The sequence below is a fragment of the Duganella sp. Root198D2 genome, assembly GCF_001428585.1.
GTDB lineage: Bacteria > Pseudomonadota > Gammaproteobacteria > Burkholderiales > Burkholderiaceae_D > Rugamonas.
Map to the genome: position 1 here is coordinate 26,503 of NZ_LMIC01000020.1, position 12,470 is coordinate 38,972.

The following is a 12,470-nucleotide window of genomic DNA, read 5'->3' on the forward strand; positions in this document are numbered from 1 at the left end:
AGCTGGATAGATCGCCATGAACCGCTACCATAACCCACTCGACCGTTTTATCACTGGCGCCGACAAGGCTTTGCGGGTGCTGGCTGGCGTGCACTCGGCGTCGCGCCCGAATCCGGCAGTGCATGCGGCAGATGCGGAGATGACGGAGCAGGAGCACCGCCACAGCGCGGGCCTGATGCGGGTGAATCATGTGGGCGAGGTGATGGCGCAGGCGCTGTACAACTCTCAGTCGCGTTTCGCCAGGAGCGACGAGGCGCGTGCGGCGTTCGACAAGGCCAGCCGCGAGGAAGAAGACCACCTGGCGTGGTGTGCGCAGCGCTTGTCGGAACTGGGCTCGCAACCGAGCTTCCTGAATCCTTTGTTCTATGCCGGTGCTTACGCGCTGGGCACGGCCGCCGCGCTGGCGGGCGACAAGCAAAGCCTGGGTTTCGTGGTGGAGACCGAACGCCAGGTTGAAGCGCACCTGGCGAGCCACCTGGACCGCTTGCCGCCGCAGGACGCCAAGTCCCGCGCCATTGTCGAGCAAATGCGCGTCGATGAAATCGCACACGGCAAGGCCGCTGAAGACATGGGTGCGGAAAAGACTCCGCTGCCGATTCGGCTGGCGATGAAGGCCATGTCGAAGGTCATGACTTCGACCACCTACTACGTCTAAAAGACCCCGGCAGCCTTCAGAATCCACCCGATGATTGCCGCCAGGTTCGTGAGCGTCAGGCCCGCAACCCAATAGATCAGTTTTTCGAAGTCTCTACGTAGCTGTAGTTGTTCTGCGTGCATTTCATTGAATCGCTCGTCGACTTTGCCTCGCAGAAGAGTGAGCTCTTCCTTTAAAGTATCCACAGTCACCTCTAGCTTGACGACCCTCGGTTCGTAGTTCATCACTCCCTCCCGCTCGACAGTGATTAGACTCTGCCGCAGTTTGCGGCGGGAGGCCTTGAGCTTGGACAGGACGCAGTGCGGAAAGTTCCGCCTCAGGTATTGGATGCCAATTCGCTGTTGAGTGAGGCCTGGTAGTCGGCCAATGCCAGCGCGCGCGGCGTGCCTTCGTTTTCCCATGCGATGGCGTTGTCGACGCGCTTGATTACCGTGGGCAGGGTGGCGGCCCAGTCGTCCTTGCGCAGCAGGCGGCGGCTGGCGGTGATCAGTTCTTCCGATGGGGCGGCGCGCCAGCTGATGTGGCGCACCAGGTTGAGGGCGAACGGTGGGCAGGTCAGGGATTCGAACGCGAGCGCGCCGACCTGGCGGCCGGTCAGCTTCAGCGCGGCGCGTTTGAACCATATGTAGGCCAGCGCGAACAGCGCGGCCGCGTAGAACAGCAGGATGCCGGCGGCAACAGCGAGATTGCCGTAACGCGAAAACAGGCCGGCAGGAATCAGGCCGAACAGGGCCAGCGCCATCAGCCAGATAAACGGTGCCAGTACCTTGTAGGGGCAAAACGGTGGCGGCGTCCAGCGCTGCGTGGCCGCAGCGGCGGCAAGCACCTGCTGCTTCCAGCGCAAGGGAAACACAGGGCGGTGCGGCAGCAGGGGATTGGGCACGAACGGTTCCTTGCCGCGCAAGGTGTAATGCTCGGCGCCGAAATGCAGCGACCAGCGGCCACCCAGGGTAGCCGCCAGCACGCCTTCATTCGAATGCAGCAGCCGCGCCGAGTCGTACAGGTAGAGGCCAACCATGGCCGCTACCAGCAGGATTTCGGCGTGGAAGGAGATCAATTGCTGCTTTCTTTCTTCTTGAACATCGACTTCAGGCCGGCGATGGCTGCAACGCCGCCGACTGCAACCAGCTTCCACATCTTGGCCAGGAAGAGGGCTGCGGCAGCCCAGAAGCCTTTCTTGGTCGCGATGACAGCGGCACCGCCGGTCACCAGGGCGGCCAGGCCGAATTCGGCTACGTGGTCGCCCGGCTTGAATTCAGAGTACTTCTCGCCGTCGTTGTAATTGAAGCCGGTCAGCACTTTGCGGAAGTTTGCCACGTCGGCGTCCAGCGTTTCCGGCGACGACACCAGGGTCGCGCTCATCACGCCGCTGCGACCCAGCAGGCGAATGGTGTAGTTCAGCGAGATGCCGTTATCGGAGCGCAGCTTCAGGCCCCATTCCAGCTGCTTGGTCTTTTCGTCGTAGTGCGGCGCAACGTACCAGCCTTCGGTGTGCAGGGCACCCAGGCCGAGGCGCTTGCGCTCTTCGTTGGCCGGTTCGTCGCTTTCCTTCAGGGTTTTCAGCAGCGCGTCGGCATCGATCTTGTCGCCTTCCTTCACGTAGCCGCTTTGGTCGAAGGTGAAAGTGGCCCACCAGCCGCCTTCGGTGTCGAGGATGGTGTAGTTGCCGTCTTCCGGCAGGTTGCCGGTCAATTCCAGGAAGCGACGCGAATTCTTGTCGTCCAGGAACTGGACCTTGTCGCTCGGCGTCTTCAGCGTGGCCTTGGCGGCGATGGACTCGGCGCGCGGGCCGGTATGCCAATCCAGCTTGTCGAATTCTGCCTTGCGCTGTTCGGCAGTCATGTCGGCCATGGCAAATACCGGCACCAGTGCAAGCGCAATCACCCAGTTACGAATCTTCATTGTTATTTCCCCGTTGAGTTTTTTTGGATAAACCCAAGAGGATAGCAGGGCGGGCCCCTTTCAAAATGCGCACTTTCTCACACCCGCAAGCTGCGTTCAATGGCGCCGGAAGCGGCGGCCTTCAACAGTCGCTGGAATTTCGGGCATTCGGCGTGGCTGGGCGCAGGGCAGGCGGCTGCGTGGCGCAGGCCTTCGCTCATGGCCTTGAGGCGCTTGGCCAGCGCCTCGATTTGTTCCGCCTTGGCCAGCAGGAAGGCGCGGTCGATGGAGGTGCCGCCGTCGGGCGTGAACATGGAACCGATTTCGTCCAGCGACAGCCCGGCGGACTGGCCGAGCGAAATGATGGCCAGCGTATCGAGCACGCCGGGTGCATAGGCGCGCCGCAGGCCATTGCGGCCGGAGGGCTTGATCAGGCCCTTTTTCTCGTAATAGCGCAGCGTGGAGGCGGCCATGCCCGAGCGCTGCGCGACTTCGGCAATATCCATCAAAAATCCCTTGACTTGAAGTCGACTTCAACTTCTACAGTGTGCACATCAACCAGGGAGATTGCAATGGAAATCATCATCATCGGCGTTGGCGCCACCATCGTGTTCGACTTATGGCTGCTGCTGCTCAAGCGCATGGGCGTCAAGACCATGAATATGGCCTTTATCGGCCGCTGGGCCGGGCACCTGGCACAAGGCCGTTTTGCGCATGACGCGATTGCAGCCTCGCCGGCAGTCAGCGGCGAGCAGGCCCTGGGCTGGCTGGTGCACTACGCAACTGGCGTGGCGTTTGCCGGGGCGCTGGTGGCGGTGGCCGGCCAGGACTGGCTGCATGCGCCGAGCATCGGGCCGGCGCTGGCGGTCGGCATCGCAACCGTCGGCGCACCGTTGTTCGTGATGCAGCCGTCAATGGGCCTTGGCGTGGCCTCCAGCAAAACGCCGGCGCCGATGAAGAACTGCCTGCGCAGCCTGGCCAACCACACGGTATTCGGCCTTGGCCTTTACCTTTCCGCCCTACTCATTAAAGGAATTCCGCAATGAAGAAACTCGCAGTCATTTACCACAGCGCCAGCGGCCACACGGAACACATCGCCTCGCAGGTCGCACAAGGCGCGGCCAGTGTGGCGGGAGTGGAAGTGCATGTGCTGAAAGCTTCGGAGCTGGCAGGGGCGCCGGATGCGCTCCTGCAGTACGAAGGCATGCTGCTGGGCTCACCCACCTACCTGGGCGGCGTGTCGGGCGTGTTCAAGACCTTCATGGACGCTACCGGCAAGCTGTGGCGCACGCAGCAGCTGAAGGGCAAGCTGGCGGGAGGTTTCACGGTGTCGTCGCTGCCGGCCGGCGACAAGCAATCGACGCTGGTGTCGATGTTCACCTTCTGCATGCAGCATGGGATGATCTGGTCCGGCAATCCGATCCTGCCGGAACAGCACGCAGGCGTGCCTTACGATGAAGCGGCCAATCGCCTCGGCTCCTGGTCCGGCATGATGGCGCAGGCCGGGCATGGAACGGCGGCGCACGAATTCGCCGCCGGCGACATCAAGACCGCCCGCATGTTCGGGCAGGGCTTTGCCGAAACCTTGATCAGGCTTCGATAATCTCGAAGGTGTGGGTGATCTGCGCCGTCTTGGCCAGCATGATGCTGGCGGAGCAGTACTTGTCGTGCGACAGGGTGATGGCGCGGTCAACCACTTCCGGTTTCAGGTCCTTGCCGGTGACGACGAAGTGGAAGTTAATTTTGGTGAAGACCTTCGGCTCGGTCTCCGCGCGCTCGGCCTGCAGCACCACTTCGCAAGCGCGCACGTCGGCGCGGCCTTTTTTCAGGATCAGCACCACGTCATAAGCGGTGCAGCCGCCGGTGCCCAGCAAGACCATCTCCATCGGGCGCGGTGCCAGGTTATGGCCGCCGCCTTCCGGCGCGCCGTCCATGGCAACCATGTGGCCAGAACCGGTCTGGGCGCGGAAACTCATACCCGACGGGCCGTTCCAGCTAACTTTAACTTCCATCTGAACTCTCCGTTAAATGCGTCCGGGGCATTATACGGTCATCATGTATTTTTCGCTCTTCATGCGCCGCTCGGTATACCAGACGCACAGCATGGCCAGCAGCAGGCTGCTGAAGAAGGTTTGCAGGAAGGGCAGCATGCCGATGCTGCCGCCCTTGGCCAGTTCGCGCAGCAAGGTCTGGTTGGACAGGACTGGCACCATATACATCCACCAGCTATTGGTCAGGTTCATCATCGGCACCAGGATCACCGGCACCAGCGGCACGATCATGGTGAAGCTGACCAGGGTCTGCGCTTCCTTGAAGGAGCGGGCGTTGATGGCCAGTGCAATTTCAAGCGCCGCCGCGAATAGCGACAAGGTGGCGGAGGCCAGGCACACCATGGCCAGGTCGCGCCAGCCCAGGCGCCAGGACAGGCCGATCTCCTCCAGCGGCAGCCATTTCAGGATGCCGTGCGCAATCGCCAGTTCCAGCGTGATGCCGACAATCGACAGCAGCGAAGCCGCCAGCCATTTGCCGATGATCAGGTCGGACGGGCGCACCGGCTGCGCCATCAGCACTTCCAGCGAGCGCCGTTCGCGCTCACCGGCGGTGCTGTCGACCGCGGTACTCATGCAGAACATGAAGGCCGGGATGAAGAAGATGCCCAGCATGGTGCTGATGGTGTTGGCCGAACGGGAGGCGCTGGTGCCGGCATCGTAGCGCTGCATCAGCACCGGATTCAGGTTGACCGGCGACACGCCATGCGCCAGCAGGCGCGCACTGGCGATATTGCGGCTGTAGTCGCGCAGCACGTATTCCACTTCGTCTATCTTGCGCGAGCTGTCGGAGGCGGAGTCGAACCACAGCTCGACACGTGCCGGACGCATGGCGTGATAATCCTCCGCGAACTCCGGCGCCAGGCGCAGCACGGCCGTCACAGTCTGTTTCCGCAGCAGGGCATTGATTGCCTCCTCGTCCATCGGCTCCAGTTCGGTGATGTTCACATTGCGCTGGCGCAGCTGGTTCATCAGCGTCGGCGCCTGCTCGCTGCCGATCACCGCGATCTCCACGCCTTCGCGTTCCGGCTTGGTGGCGCGGTCAATCTGCCGCTGCAGCATGAAGCCGACCAGGATCGGGTACATCAGCACGAACAGCAGCAGCAGGCTGAGGGCGCGGCGGTCGCGCAAGGTTTCCACCAGTTCCTTGCGCAGCACGATGGGAAATTTGAGTTTCACAGTTCGATCCCTTCCTCAGTGCCCACCAGGCGCACGAAAGCGTCTTCCAGGCTTGGCAGCCCAGCCTGCTCGCAAAGCTGCTGCGGTGTGCCTTGCGTGACCGTGGTGCCGTTGGCGATCACGATCACGTCGTCGCAGGAATGGATCACCTCCTGCATCACGTGGGTTGCCATGATGACGCAGCAGCCGTCTTCCTTCAATGCAGCCAGGGCGCGGCGCAGGGCGCGCGTACTCATCACGTCGAGGCCGCGGCTCGGTTCGTCGAGCAGCAGGTGGCGCGGCCGATGCAGCAGGGTGCGCGCCAGTGCGACCTTGATGCGCTGGCCTTGCGAGAAGCCTTTGGCGCGGCGGTCGATGATGTCTTCCAGCGACAGCAGCTCGGTGACTTCCCTGGTGCGCTGATCGATTGCCGCGTCTTCCATGTCGTTCAACTCGCCGAAGTAGTGCAGGTACTCGCGCGTCGTCAGGCGCTCGTACAGGCCGAACTGGTCGGTCAGCACGCCGACGTTGCGGCGCACCGCCATTGGGTCGATGGCGGGATCGACACCGTCGATGGAAATGGTGCCGTGGTCTCGCTGCAGCAGCCCGACCAGGGTGCGCAGCAAGGTCGTCTTACCTGCGCCGTTCGGGCCGAGCAGGGCGGTGATGATGCCGTCGCGCGCGGTGAAACTGGCACCGGCCAGGGCCTGCACCTTGCCGAAACGCTTGCAGAGATTATTGACTTCGATCATGGCTGTGGCCCTGCGCTATTGAGCTGGAACGTCGGAGCCGGGATCTCGTTGAGGCATTCCGCCTTCAACGGGGCGGCCGGCTGGTCGAGGAAGCCGCGCAGCAGGCGCGGCATGCATCCAAGCGGCGACACGATATGGCCGCCGTTCTTCACGATCAGGTGCTGGGCATTCTTCATGTATTTGCGCGCCGCTTCGGCGCGCCGCGGCGGTGTGACCGGGTCGAGGGCGCCGGACATCAGCAGCACCGGCGCCTCGATCATGGCCGGATCCTGGTAAGGCACGGCAGGTACCGATATGGTTTCGCACATCTTCCCGATGCGCATGATCTGCGGCGCGCCGAGGAAGGAACCCCTGGTGTCTTCTTCCAGCAATTGCGGCGTCAGGCGCGGGAAGTCTTCGGCGCAGACCACGGCCAGGTGCAACGGCATTGCCGGACCGCCCTCGGAGGAAAAGTCGCGCGATACATTGCTGCGCGCGATGAAGGGCTGCCAGCGGTCGCGGTAGGCGCTGTGGATCAGGAAGGGCAGGCGCCGGCTGTCAGCCTGCGAATACAGGATGTTGTGCACGGTACCGATGAAGCGCATGCTGGTCATTTCGACCTTGGTGGTTTCCGCCGTGCGCGGGTCGGGCAGGGTCAAGGATTGCGGCGACCTGGCCAGCCGCGCCGCCAGCGTTTCGAACTCCGAGCGCAGGCTGGGGAAAGCAGCCGCGCAGACGGTATCCTCGGAACATTGTTTGAATAAGGCATCGAGCGCGGCCTGCGCATCGTGCGCGCCGGCCGGCACAACCTGGTCGGGCGCCGCCACGCCATCCAGCACCAGGGCGCGCACGCTGCCGGGGTACAGGCGGGCGTAGGCCTGGGCCAGGCGGCTGCCGTAGGAACCGCCCCAGAGGTTGATGCGGCCATAACCGAGTGCGCCGCGTACGACTTCTATATCGCGCGCCGCCTGCTCCGTTGTGTACAGGTTGAAGCGCTTATTCAGGCCTTTGATGCAGGCGCGGGTTTCAGCCAGCAGCTCGTCTTCCGTGGCTGTTTCGGCATTTTTGCCTGGTTTGCAATCGAGCTTGCCGGATAATCCGGTGCCGCGCTGGTCGATCAGCACAATGTCGCGCGTGGCGCGCACCTTGCGAAAAGTGGTATTCAGCAGCGGCACCAGGTCGGAACCCGCCTCGCCCGGGCCGCCGGCCAGCAGGAACAGCGGATCGCGCCGGGCCGACTCGCGCAGGGCGGGGGCGAGGGTGATGTGCAGGCTGAGGGTGGCGCCGGGGGCGTGGTGGTCGAGCGGGACCGCCAGCCGCAGGCAGCGCAGGGATTCTTCGGTGCCGGGCAGATGGCAATCCTTGCCGGGCTGGGCCATGGCAAGGGCGGGCGCCAGTGCCAACAGCGAGGCCAGCATGAGCGATCGCATGACTGTCTCCTCTTGTGATTCTGGGGTTCCATAGTAGCTCGGCAATATCTGCTTAGCAACGGCAAGCAGGAACAGTGCGGGGTTGACCCAGCGGGGCGGGGCGGGCTATAATCGCCAGCTTTCCTTTTCGCTCGGGAAAATTAAACAAGAAGGATGCGTCCGCTGAAGCACAGGGGCGGAACCACCGATAGAGCGTTTTTTATCTTTCACAGAAAGTTCAAACATGAAAACTTTTTCCGCTAAGGGCCATGAAGTCCAGCGCGATTGGTTCGTGATTGACGCGACGGACAAAGTCCTCGGCCGTGTTGCCAGCGAAGTGGCACGCCGACTGCGCGGCAAGCATAAGCCAGAATTCACCCCTCACGTTGACACCGGCGACTTCATCGTTGTCGTGAACGCAGGCAAACTGCGCGTGACCGGTACCAAAGCAACCGAGAAGACCTACTACCGTCACTCCGGTTACCCAGGCGGCATCTACGAGACCAACTTCCTGAAGATGCAACAGCGCTTCCCAGGCCGCGCCCTGGAAAAGGCAGTTAAAGGCATGCTGCCTAAGGGTCCTCTGGGCTACGCCATGATCAAGAAGCTGAAAGTGTACGCTGAGGGTTCCCACCCGCACGCTGCCCAGCAACCTAAAGCACTCGAATTCTAAGGAACTGACATGATCGGTAACTACAACTACGGCACCGGCCGTCGCAAGAGTGCAGTTGCTCGCGTGTTCATCAAAGCTGGCACCGGCCAGATCATCGTGAACGGCAAGCCAGCAGCTGAGTACTTCTCCCGTGAAACCGGCCTGATGGTGATCCGTCAGCCGCTGGAACTGACCGGCAACGTTGAACGTTTCGACATCAAAGTCAACGTGCACGGCGGCGGCGAGTCCGGCCAGGCAGGTGCAGTGCGTCACGGCATTACCCGTGCACTGATCGACTACGATGCAGGCCTGAAGGGCGACCTGGCACGTGCCGGCTTCGTCACTCGCGATGCTCGTGAAGTTGAACGTAAAAAAGTTGGTCTGCGCAAAGCACGTCGCGCAAAGCAATTCTCGAAGCGTTAATCTTTACGCTCTCGTACAAAAAGCCGCTGGTCTCCAGCGGCTTTTTTTATTTTTGCCTTAAAATGGCTCCTCGTTTAATTTTTACCTCGCAAGGAAGAGATCATGATCAAAGTAGGCATCGTCGGCGGCACTGGTTACACGGGTGTGGAACTGCTGCGACTGTTAGCCGCACACCCTGAAGTCGAACTGAGCGCGATCACTTCGCGCAAAGAGGACGGCTTGCCGGTGGCTGAGATGTATCCCTCCCTGCGCGGCCGCGTGAACATCGCTTTCTCCTCGCCGGACAAGGTCGACCTGACCCAGTGCGACGTGGTGTTCTTCGCCACCCCGCACGGCGTCGCCATGGCGCAGGCGCCAGAGCTGCTGGCCAAAGGCGTGAAAGTGATCGACCTGGCGGCGGACTTCCGCATCAAGGACCGCGCCGTGTTTGAAAAGACCTACAAGATCGACCACACCGCGCCCGAGCTGCTGGAGCAAGCGGTGTACGGCCTGCCGGAGCTGAACCGCGAAGACATCAAGAAAGCCAGGCTGATCGCCAACCCGGGCTGCTACCCGACCACCATGCAGCTGGGCTTCGTGCCGCTGCTGAAGGCAGGCCTGATCGACGCCGGCCACCTGGTCGCCGACTGCAAATCCGGCGTATCCGGCGCCGGCCGCAAGGCCGAGATCGGCACCCTGTTCTCCGAATCGTCGGACAACTTCAAGGCCTACGGCGTGAGCGGCCACCGCCACACCCCGGAAACCGCAGCCCAGCTGCAGCGCTACACCAGCGACAAGGTCAACCTGATCTTCACCCCGCACCTGGTGCCGATGATCCGCGGCATGCACTCGACCCTGTACGCGCGCCTGACCAGGGAAGTGTCGAACGAAGAACTGCAAAAGCTGTTCGAAGACGCCTACGCCGGGCAGCCGTTCGTCGACGTGATGCCATGGGGCTCGCACCCGGAGACCCGCAGCACGCGCGGCGCCAATATGCTGCGTCTGGCGCTGCATCGCCCCAACGATGGCGACACCCTGATCGTGCTGGTGGTGCAGGACAACCTGGTCAAAGGCGCATCCGGCCAGGCCGTGCAGTGCATGAACCTGATGTTCGGCCTGGATGAAGGCCTGGGCCTGCAAACTATCGCCCTGATGCCATAAGTGGAAGCCGGGATGGAGCAGGCTCGCGTGCCAATGCTGGCGCGCGTGCTGGGCCTGGCTGCGGTCCTGGTCGCCGGCGGTGCGCTGGCGGTGTGGGGCGTCGACCTGGGCAAGCGCGTGGTTGGCGTATCGAAAGGCGAAGCCGGGCCGACGGTTGCCAGGCAACTCGCAGCGGCTGAGCTGGAACTGGCGCGCGTATCGGCTGAGCGCGATGCGCTGGCCGAGAAGCTGAAGGCTACTGCAGCTTCGGTTCCGGCGCCCGCCGCTCCCAATGCCGAATTGGCAAAGTTGAATGCCGACCTGGCCCTGCTGGAAGAGGCGCTGCCGCCAGCCAAGGCCGGCTCCGGCCTGGTCATCCGCGGCATGCAAGCCCGCATGGCTGCGCCAAAGCTCTTGCATTACACGGTTCTGCTCCAATATGGTGCAAAGAAAAAGGGCCCATCCGCCTTCGCCGGCCGGCTCAAACTGGCGGTTGCAGTAATCCAGGATGGCAAGAAAGCGGTGCTCGAATACCCGAAGGAGGGCGCCGAGCGTTATGACCTGAAAGTGGATCGTTACCAGCGCATCGACGGCACGCTGGATCTGCCGGAAGGCATCAAAGTTGTTGCGGTCAAGGTCAGCCTGTCGGAAAAGGGCAAAGTTATTGCTGATGAGACAACGACAGTGCGCAGCCTCTAAAGCGGCCAGGTCCGGCATGGACTATAATGGGACAACTGATTTTAAGTAGGAGTAACACATGACTGCAGTAGCCGAAGACGTGATTCCGGCACCGATCGTTTTCACCGACGCCGCGGCCGAGAAAGTAGCGCAACTGATCGAAGAAGAAGGCAATCCAGACCTGAAGCTGCGCGTATTCGTGCAGGGTGGCGGTTGCTCCGGCTTCCAATACGGTTTCACCTTTGACGAAATCGTCAACGAAGACGACACCACCATGGTGAAAAACGGCGTCCAGCTGTTGATCGACTCGATGAGCTACCAATACCTGGTAGGCGCCGAGATCGACTACAAGGACGACCTGGAAGGCGCGCAATTCGTGATCAAGAACCCATCCGCGACTTCGACCTGCGGCTGCGGTTCCTCCTTCTCCGTCTAAGTATTCAATTCACGGCTCAGTCCGTGTCACACCGTGGGGTCACACCCCAAGTGTGACACGGCCTCTGCTATGACGCGGCCGAGCCCGTGTCACTCTTAGGGTGTGACCCCAAGGTGTGACACGGGCTCGTGCGTTAACGGGGGTATAGGGCGCCGAGGATGCGCTCGCCGCGGGCGCCGGTGACGGATGGCAGGTTACCGGGTTGGCGTTCGTCGAAACGGTGGGCAAGCCAGGCGAATACCATCGCTTCTACCCGGTTGGGCGGTACACCCAGCGCATCGGTGGACTGAACTTCGGTCGACTCCCCCAACTCTGCTTGCAGCTCGCGCATCAGCGTGGCGTTGTAGGCACCTCCTCCGCAAACATAAAGTGCGTCTGCGCCATGCGGGCCGATCTCGCGCGCCAGGCTGAGCGCTGTCAGGCGAAGCAGGGTGAACATCACGTCCTCCGGCTTGGCGCCGGCGAAGGGTGCCAGCCGGGCGTCCAGCCAGTCGGCATGGAACAGGTCGCGGCCCGTGCTTTTCGGCGCCGGCAGCGCGAAATAGGGCTCGGACAGCAGCGCGGCCAGCAGGCCCGGCACTTCCTTGCCAGTGGCGGCCCAGGCGCCGTTGTCGTCGAATTCCACGCCTTTGTGGCGCGAGATCCAGGCATTCATCAGCACGTTGCCGGGGCCGGTGTCGTAGCCGCCTACCGCGCCATCATTGTGCAGCAGGGAGATGTTGGCGATGCCGCCGATGTTGGCCAGCACGCGCATCTTGCCTTCCTTACCGAACAGGGCTTTGTGGCCGGCTGGCACCAGTGGCGCGCCTTGGCCGCCTGCGGCCACATCACGCGAGCGGAAGTCGGCAATGACGTCGATGCCGCTCAGCTCAGCCAGGAGCGAGGCGTTAATGATCTGGCGCGTGAAGCCCAGCTCTGGGCGGTGGCGGATGGTCTGCCCATGCGCACCCACGGCGCGCACGTCGGCCGATTTCATTTCAGCCTTGGCCAGCAGTTCGGCCACGCAATCCGCATAGAGTTCAGCCAGCTTGTTGGCAGCCAGTGCCTCGCGCTCGATTTCGTTCGGCGAGGGGGCCTGCAGCGCCATCAGTTCGTCGCGCAGCGATTGCGGGAACTCCACGTACGCCGCCGACATGGTGCGAGCGGCACCTGCCCAGAAATCCACGAGGACGCCATCCACGCCGTCCAGGCTGGTACCCGACATTAATCCGATATATAGGCTCATACCTTATTGTAAGTCGGGGTCAGCTCCGGCAATCGGACAAAAGGCGCACAAAAGT

At 62.5% G+C, this 12,470-nt stretch carries 17 protein-coding genes; 8 read left to right on the forward strand and 9 right to left on the reverse strand.

The features are described 5' to 3' along the window. Positions 1 to 16: 16 nt before the first annotated feature. Positions 17 to 655, forward strand: coding sequence for a 2-polyprenyl-3-methyl-6-methoxy-1,4-benzoquinone monooxygenase (gene coq7, locus ASE26_RS17330; protein ID WP_055928722.1), 639 nt, complete (start codon positions 17 to 19; stop codon positions 653 to 655). On the opposite strand, the gene ASE26_RS17335 is transcribed toward coq7, so the two are convergent. The 4 genes from ASE26_RS17335 to ASE26_RS17350 form a co-directional block, all read right to left on the reverse strand. Then, a complete protein-coding gene (locus ASE26_RS17335) occupies positions 652 to 879 on the reverse strand; it encodes a hypothetical protein (RefSeq protein ID WP_055928725.1) in 228 nt (75 codons plus the stop codon). The two genes, coq7 and ASE26_RS17335, sit on opposite strands and share 4 nt — an antisense overlap. 92 nt (positions 880 to 971) lie before the next feature. Further along, on the reverse strand, positions 972 to 1,712 hold the full coding sequence (locus ASE26_RS17340; protein ID WP_055928728.1) for a hypothetical protein: 741 nt from the start codon (positions 1,710 to 1,712) through the stop codon (positions 972 to 974). Beyond that, a complete protein-coding gene (locus ASE26_RS17345; protein ID WP_055928731.1) occupies positions 1,709 to 2,557 on the reverse strand; it encodes a DUF2167 domain-containing protein in 849 nt (282 codons plus the stop codon). Before ASE26_RS17345 ends, ASE26_RS17340 begins: the two co-directional genes overlap by 4 nt. 77 nt (positions 2,558 to 2,634) lie before the next feature. Continuing rightward, on the reverse strand, positions 2,635 to 3,042 hold the full coding sequence (locus ASE26_RS17350; protein ID WP_055928734.1) for a helix-turn-helix domain-containing protein: 408 nt from the start codon (positions 3,040 to 3,042) through the stop codon (positions 2,635 to 2,637). Positions 3,043 to 3,108: 66 nt separating this feature from the next. Between ASE26_RS17350 and ASE26_RS17355 the strand changes: the two genes are divergently transcribed. Both ASE26_RS17355 and ASE26_RS17360 read left to right on the forward strand, forming a co-directional pair. After that, positions 3,109 to 3,582, forward strand: a complete 474-nt coding sequence (locus ASE26_RS17355) for a DUF2938 domain-containing protein (RefSeq protein ID WP_055928736.1) — start codon at positions 3,109 to 3,111, stop codon at positions 3,580 to 3,582. Beyond that, positions 3,579 to 4,139 carry a flavodoxin family protein gene (locus ASE26_RS17360; protein WP_055928739.1) on the forward strand — a complete coding sequence of 187 codons (561 nt, stop codon included), beginning with the start codon at positions 3,579 to 3,581 and terminating at the stop codon, positions 4,137 to 4,139. Before ASE26_RS17355 ends, ASE26_RS17360 begins: the two co-directional genes overlap by 4 nt. Here the strand turns inward: ASE26_RS17360 and ASE26_RS17365 are convergent. From ASE26_RS17365 to ASE26_RS17380, 4 genes are read right to left on the reverse strand one after another with little or no spacing between them, the layout of a single operon-like run. After that, the gene (locus tag ASE26_RS17365; RefSeq protein WP_055928742.1) at positions 4,126 to 4,548 is read right to left on the reverse strand and encodes an OsmC family protein; all 423 of its coding nucleotides are present in this window, start codon (positions 4,546 to 4,548) and stop codon (positions 4,126 to 4,128) included. The genes ASE26_RS17360 and ASE26_RS17365 overlap by 14 nt on opposite strands. Before the next feature lie 30 nt (positions 4,549 to 4,578). Then, entirely contained in the window at positions 4,579 to 5,763 is a 1,185-nt protein-coding gene (locus tag ASE26_RS17370) for an ABC transporter permease (protein WP_055928745.1), read from the reverse strand. Further along, on the reverse strand, positions 5,760 to 6,494 hold the full coding sequence (locus tag ASE26_RS17375; protein WP_055928748.1) for an ATP-binding cassette domain-containing protein: 735 nt from the start codon (positions 6,492 to 6,494) through the stop codon (positions 5,760 to 5,762). The genes ASE26_RS17370 and ASE26_RS17375 overlap by 4 nt, the downstream gene beginning before the upstream one ends. Further along, entirely contained in the window at positions 6,491 to 7,903 is a 1,413-nt protein-coding gene (locus tag ASE26_RS17380; protein ID WP_055928751.1) for an alpha/beta fold hydrolase, read from the reverse strand. The genes ASE26_RS17375 and ASE26_RS17380 overlap by 4 nt, the downstream gene beginning before the upstream one ends. Before the next feature lie 223 nt (positions 7,904 to 8,126). Here ASE26_RS17380 and rplM point away from each other — a divergent pair, with 223 nt between their 5' ends. The 5 genes from rplM (at position 8,127) to erpA (ending at position 11,190) form a co-directional block, all read left to right on the forward strand. After that, positions 8,127 to 8,555, forward strand: a complete 429-nt coding sequence (rplM, locus tag ASE26_RS17385; protein ID WP_028102306.1) for a 50S ribosomal protein L13 — start codon at positions 8,127 to 8,129, stop codon at positions 8,553 to 8,555. A gap of 9 nt (positions 8,556 to 8,564) precedes the next feature. Then, positions 8,565 to 8,957, forward strand: a complete 393-nt coding sequence (gene rpsI, locus ASE26_RS17390; protein ID WP_028102305.1) for a 30S ribosomal protein S9 — start codon at positions 8,565 to 8,567, stop codon at positions 8,955 to 8,957. A gap of 102 nt (positions 8,958 to 9,059) precedes the next feature. Next, a complete protein-coding gene (gene argC, locus ASE26_RS17395; RefSeq protein WP_055928754.1) occupies positions 9,060 to 10,097 on the forward strand; it encodes an N-acetyl-gamma-glutamyl-phosphate reductase in 1,038 nt (345 codons plus the stop codon). A 12-nt stretch (positions 10,098 to 10,109) separates the two neighbouring features. Next, positions 10,110 to 10,775 (forward strand): DUF6776 family protein, encoded by a 666-nt coding sequence (locus ASE26_RS17400; protein WP_055928756.1) that lies wholly within the window; start codon positions 10,110 to 10,112, stop codon positions 10,773 to 10,775. A 58-nt stretch (positions 10,776 to 10,833) separates the two neighbouring features. Next, positions 10,834 to 11,190 carry an iron-sulfur cluster insertion protein ErpA gene (gene erpA, locus ASE26_RS17405; protein ID WP_028102302.1) on the forward strand — a complete coding sequence of 119 codons (357 nt, stop codon included), beginning with the start codon at positions 10,834 to 10,836 and terminating at the stop codon, positions 11,188 to 11,190. Positions 11,191 to 11,323: 133 nt separating this feature from the next. On the opposite strand, the gene ASE26_RS17410 is transcribed toward erpA, so the two are convergent. Next, a complete protein-coding gene (locus ASE26_RS17410; RefSeq protein ID WP_057246623.1) occupies positions 11,324 to 12,415 on the reverse strand; it encodes an anhydro-N-acetylmuramic acid kinase in 1,092 nt (363 codons plus the stop codon). Positions 12,416 to 12,470 lie beyond the last annotated feature (55 nt).

What these genes read in the sequence shown, in the direction of transcription:
- ASE26_RS17380 (WP_055928751.1), bottom strand. Translation starts at nt 7,903, where the DNA reads ATGCGATCGCTCATGCTGGCCTCGCTGTTGGCACTGGCGCCCGCCCTT.
- ASE26_RS17335 (WP_055928725.1), bottom strand. Translation starts at nt 879, where the DNA reads ATGAACTACGAACCGAGGGTCGTCAAGCTAGAGGTGACTGTGGATACT.
- ASE26_RS17355 (WP_055928736.1), top strand. Translation starts at nt 3,109, where the DNA reads ATGGAAATCATCATCATCGGCGTTGGCGCCACCATCGTGTTCGACTTA.
- ASE26_RS17365 (WP_055928742.1), bottom strand. Translation starts at nt 4,548, where the DNA reads ATGGAAGTTAAAGTTAGCTGGAACGGCCCGTCGGGTATGAGTTTCCGC.
- coq7 (WP_055928722.1), top strand. Translation starts at nt 17, where the DNA reads ATGAACCGCTACCATAACCCACTCGACCGTTTTATCACTGGCGCCGAC.
- ASE26_RS17375 (WP_055928748.1), bottom strand. Translation starts at nt 6,494, where the DNA reads ATGATCGAAGTCAATAATCTCTGCAAGCGTTTCGGCAAGGTGCAGGCC.
- ASE26_RS17400 (WP_055928756.1), top strand. Translation starts at nt 10,110, where the DNA reads ATGGAGCAGGCTCGCGTGCCAATGCTGGCGCGCGTGCTGGGCCTGGCT.
- ASE26_RS17360 (WP_055928739.1), top strand. Translation starts at nt 3,579, where the DNA reads ATGAAGAAACTCGCAGTCATTTACCACAGCGCCAGCGGCCACACGGAA.
- rplM (WP_028102306.1), top strand. Translation starts at nt 8,127, where the DNA reads ATGAAAACTTTTTCCGCTAAGGGCCATGAAGTCCAGCGCGATTGGTTC.
- ASE26_RS17345 (WP_055928731.1), bottom strand. Translation starts at nt 2,557, where the DNA reads ATGAAGATTCGTAACTGGGTGATTGCGCTTGCACTGGTGCCGGTATTT.
- ASE26_RS17350 (WP_055928734.1), bottom strand. Translation starts at nt 3,042, where the DNA reads ATGGATATTGCCGAAGTCGCGCAGCGCTCGGGCATGGCCGCCTCCACG.
- ASE26_RS17410 (WP_057246623.1), bottom strand. Translation starts at nt 12,415, where the DNA reads ATGAGCCTATATATCGGATTAATGTCGGGTACCAGCCTGGACGGCGTG.
- argC (WP_055928754.1), top strand. Translation starts at nt 9,060, where the DNA reads ATGATCAAAGTAGGCATCGTCGGCGGCACTGGTTACACGGGTGTGGAA.
- erpA (WP_028102302.1), top strand. Translation starts at nt 10,834, where the DNA reads ATGACTGCAGTAGCCGAAGACGTGATTCCGGCACCGATCGTTTTCACC.
- rpsI (WP_028102305.1), top strand. Translation starts at nt 8,565, where the DNA reads ATGATCGGTAACTACAACTACGGCACCGGCCGTCGCAAGAGTGCAGTT.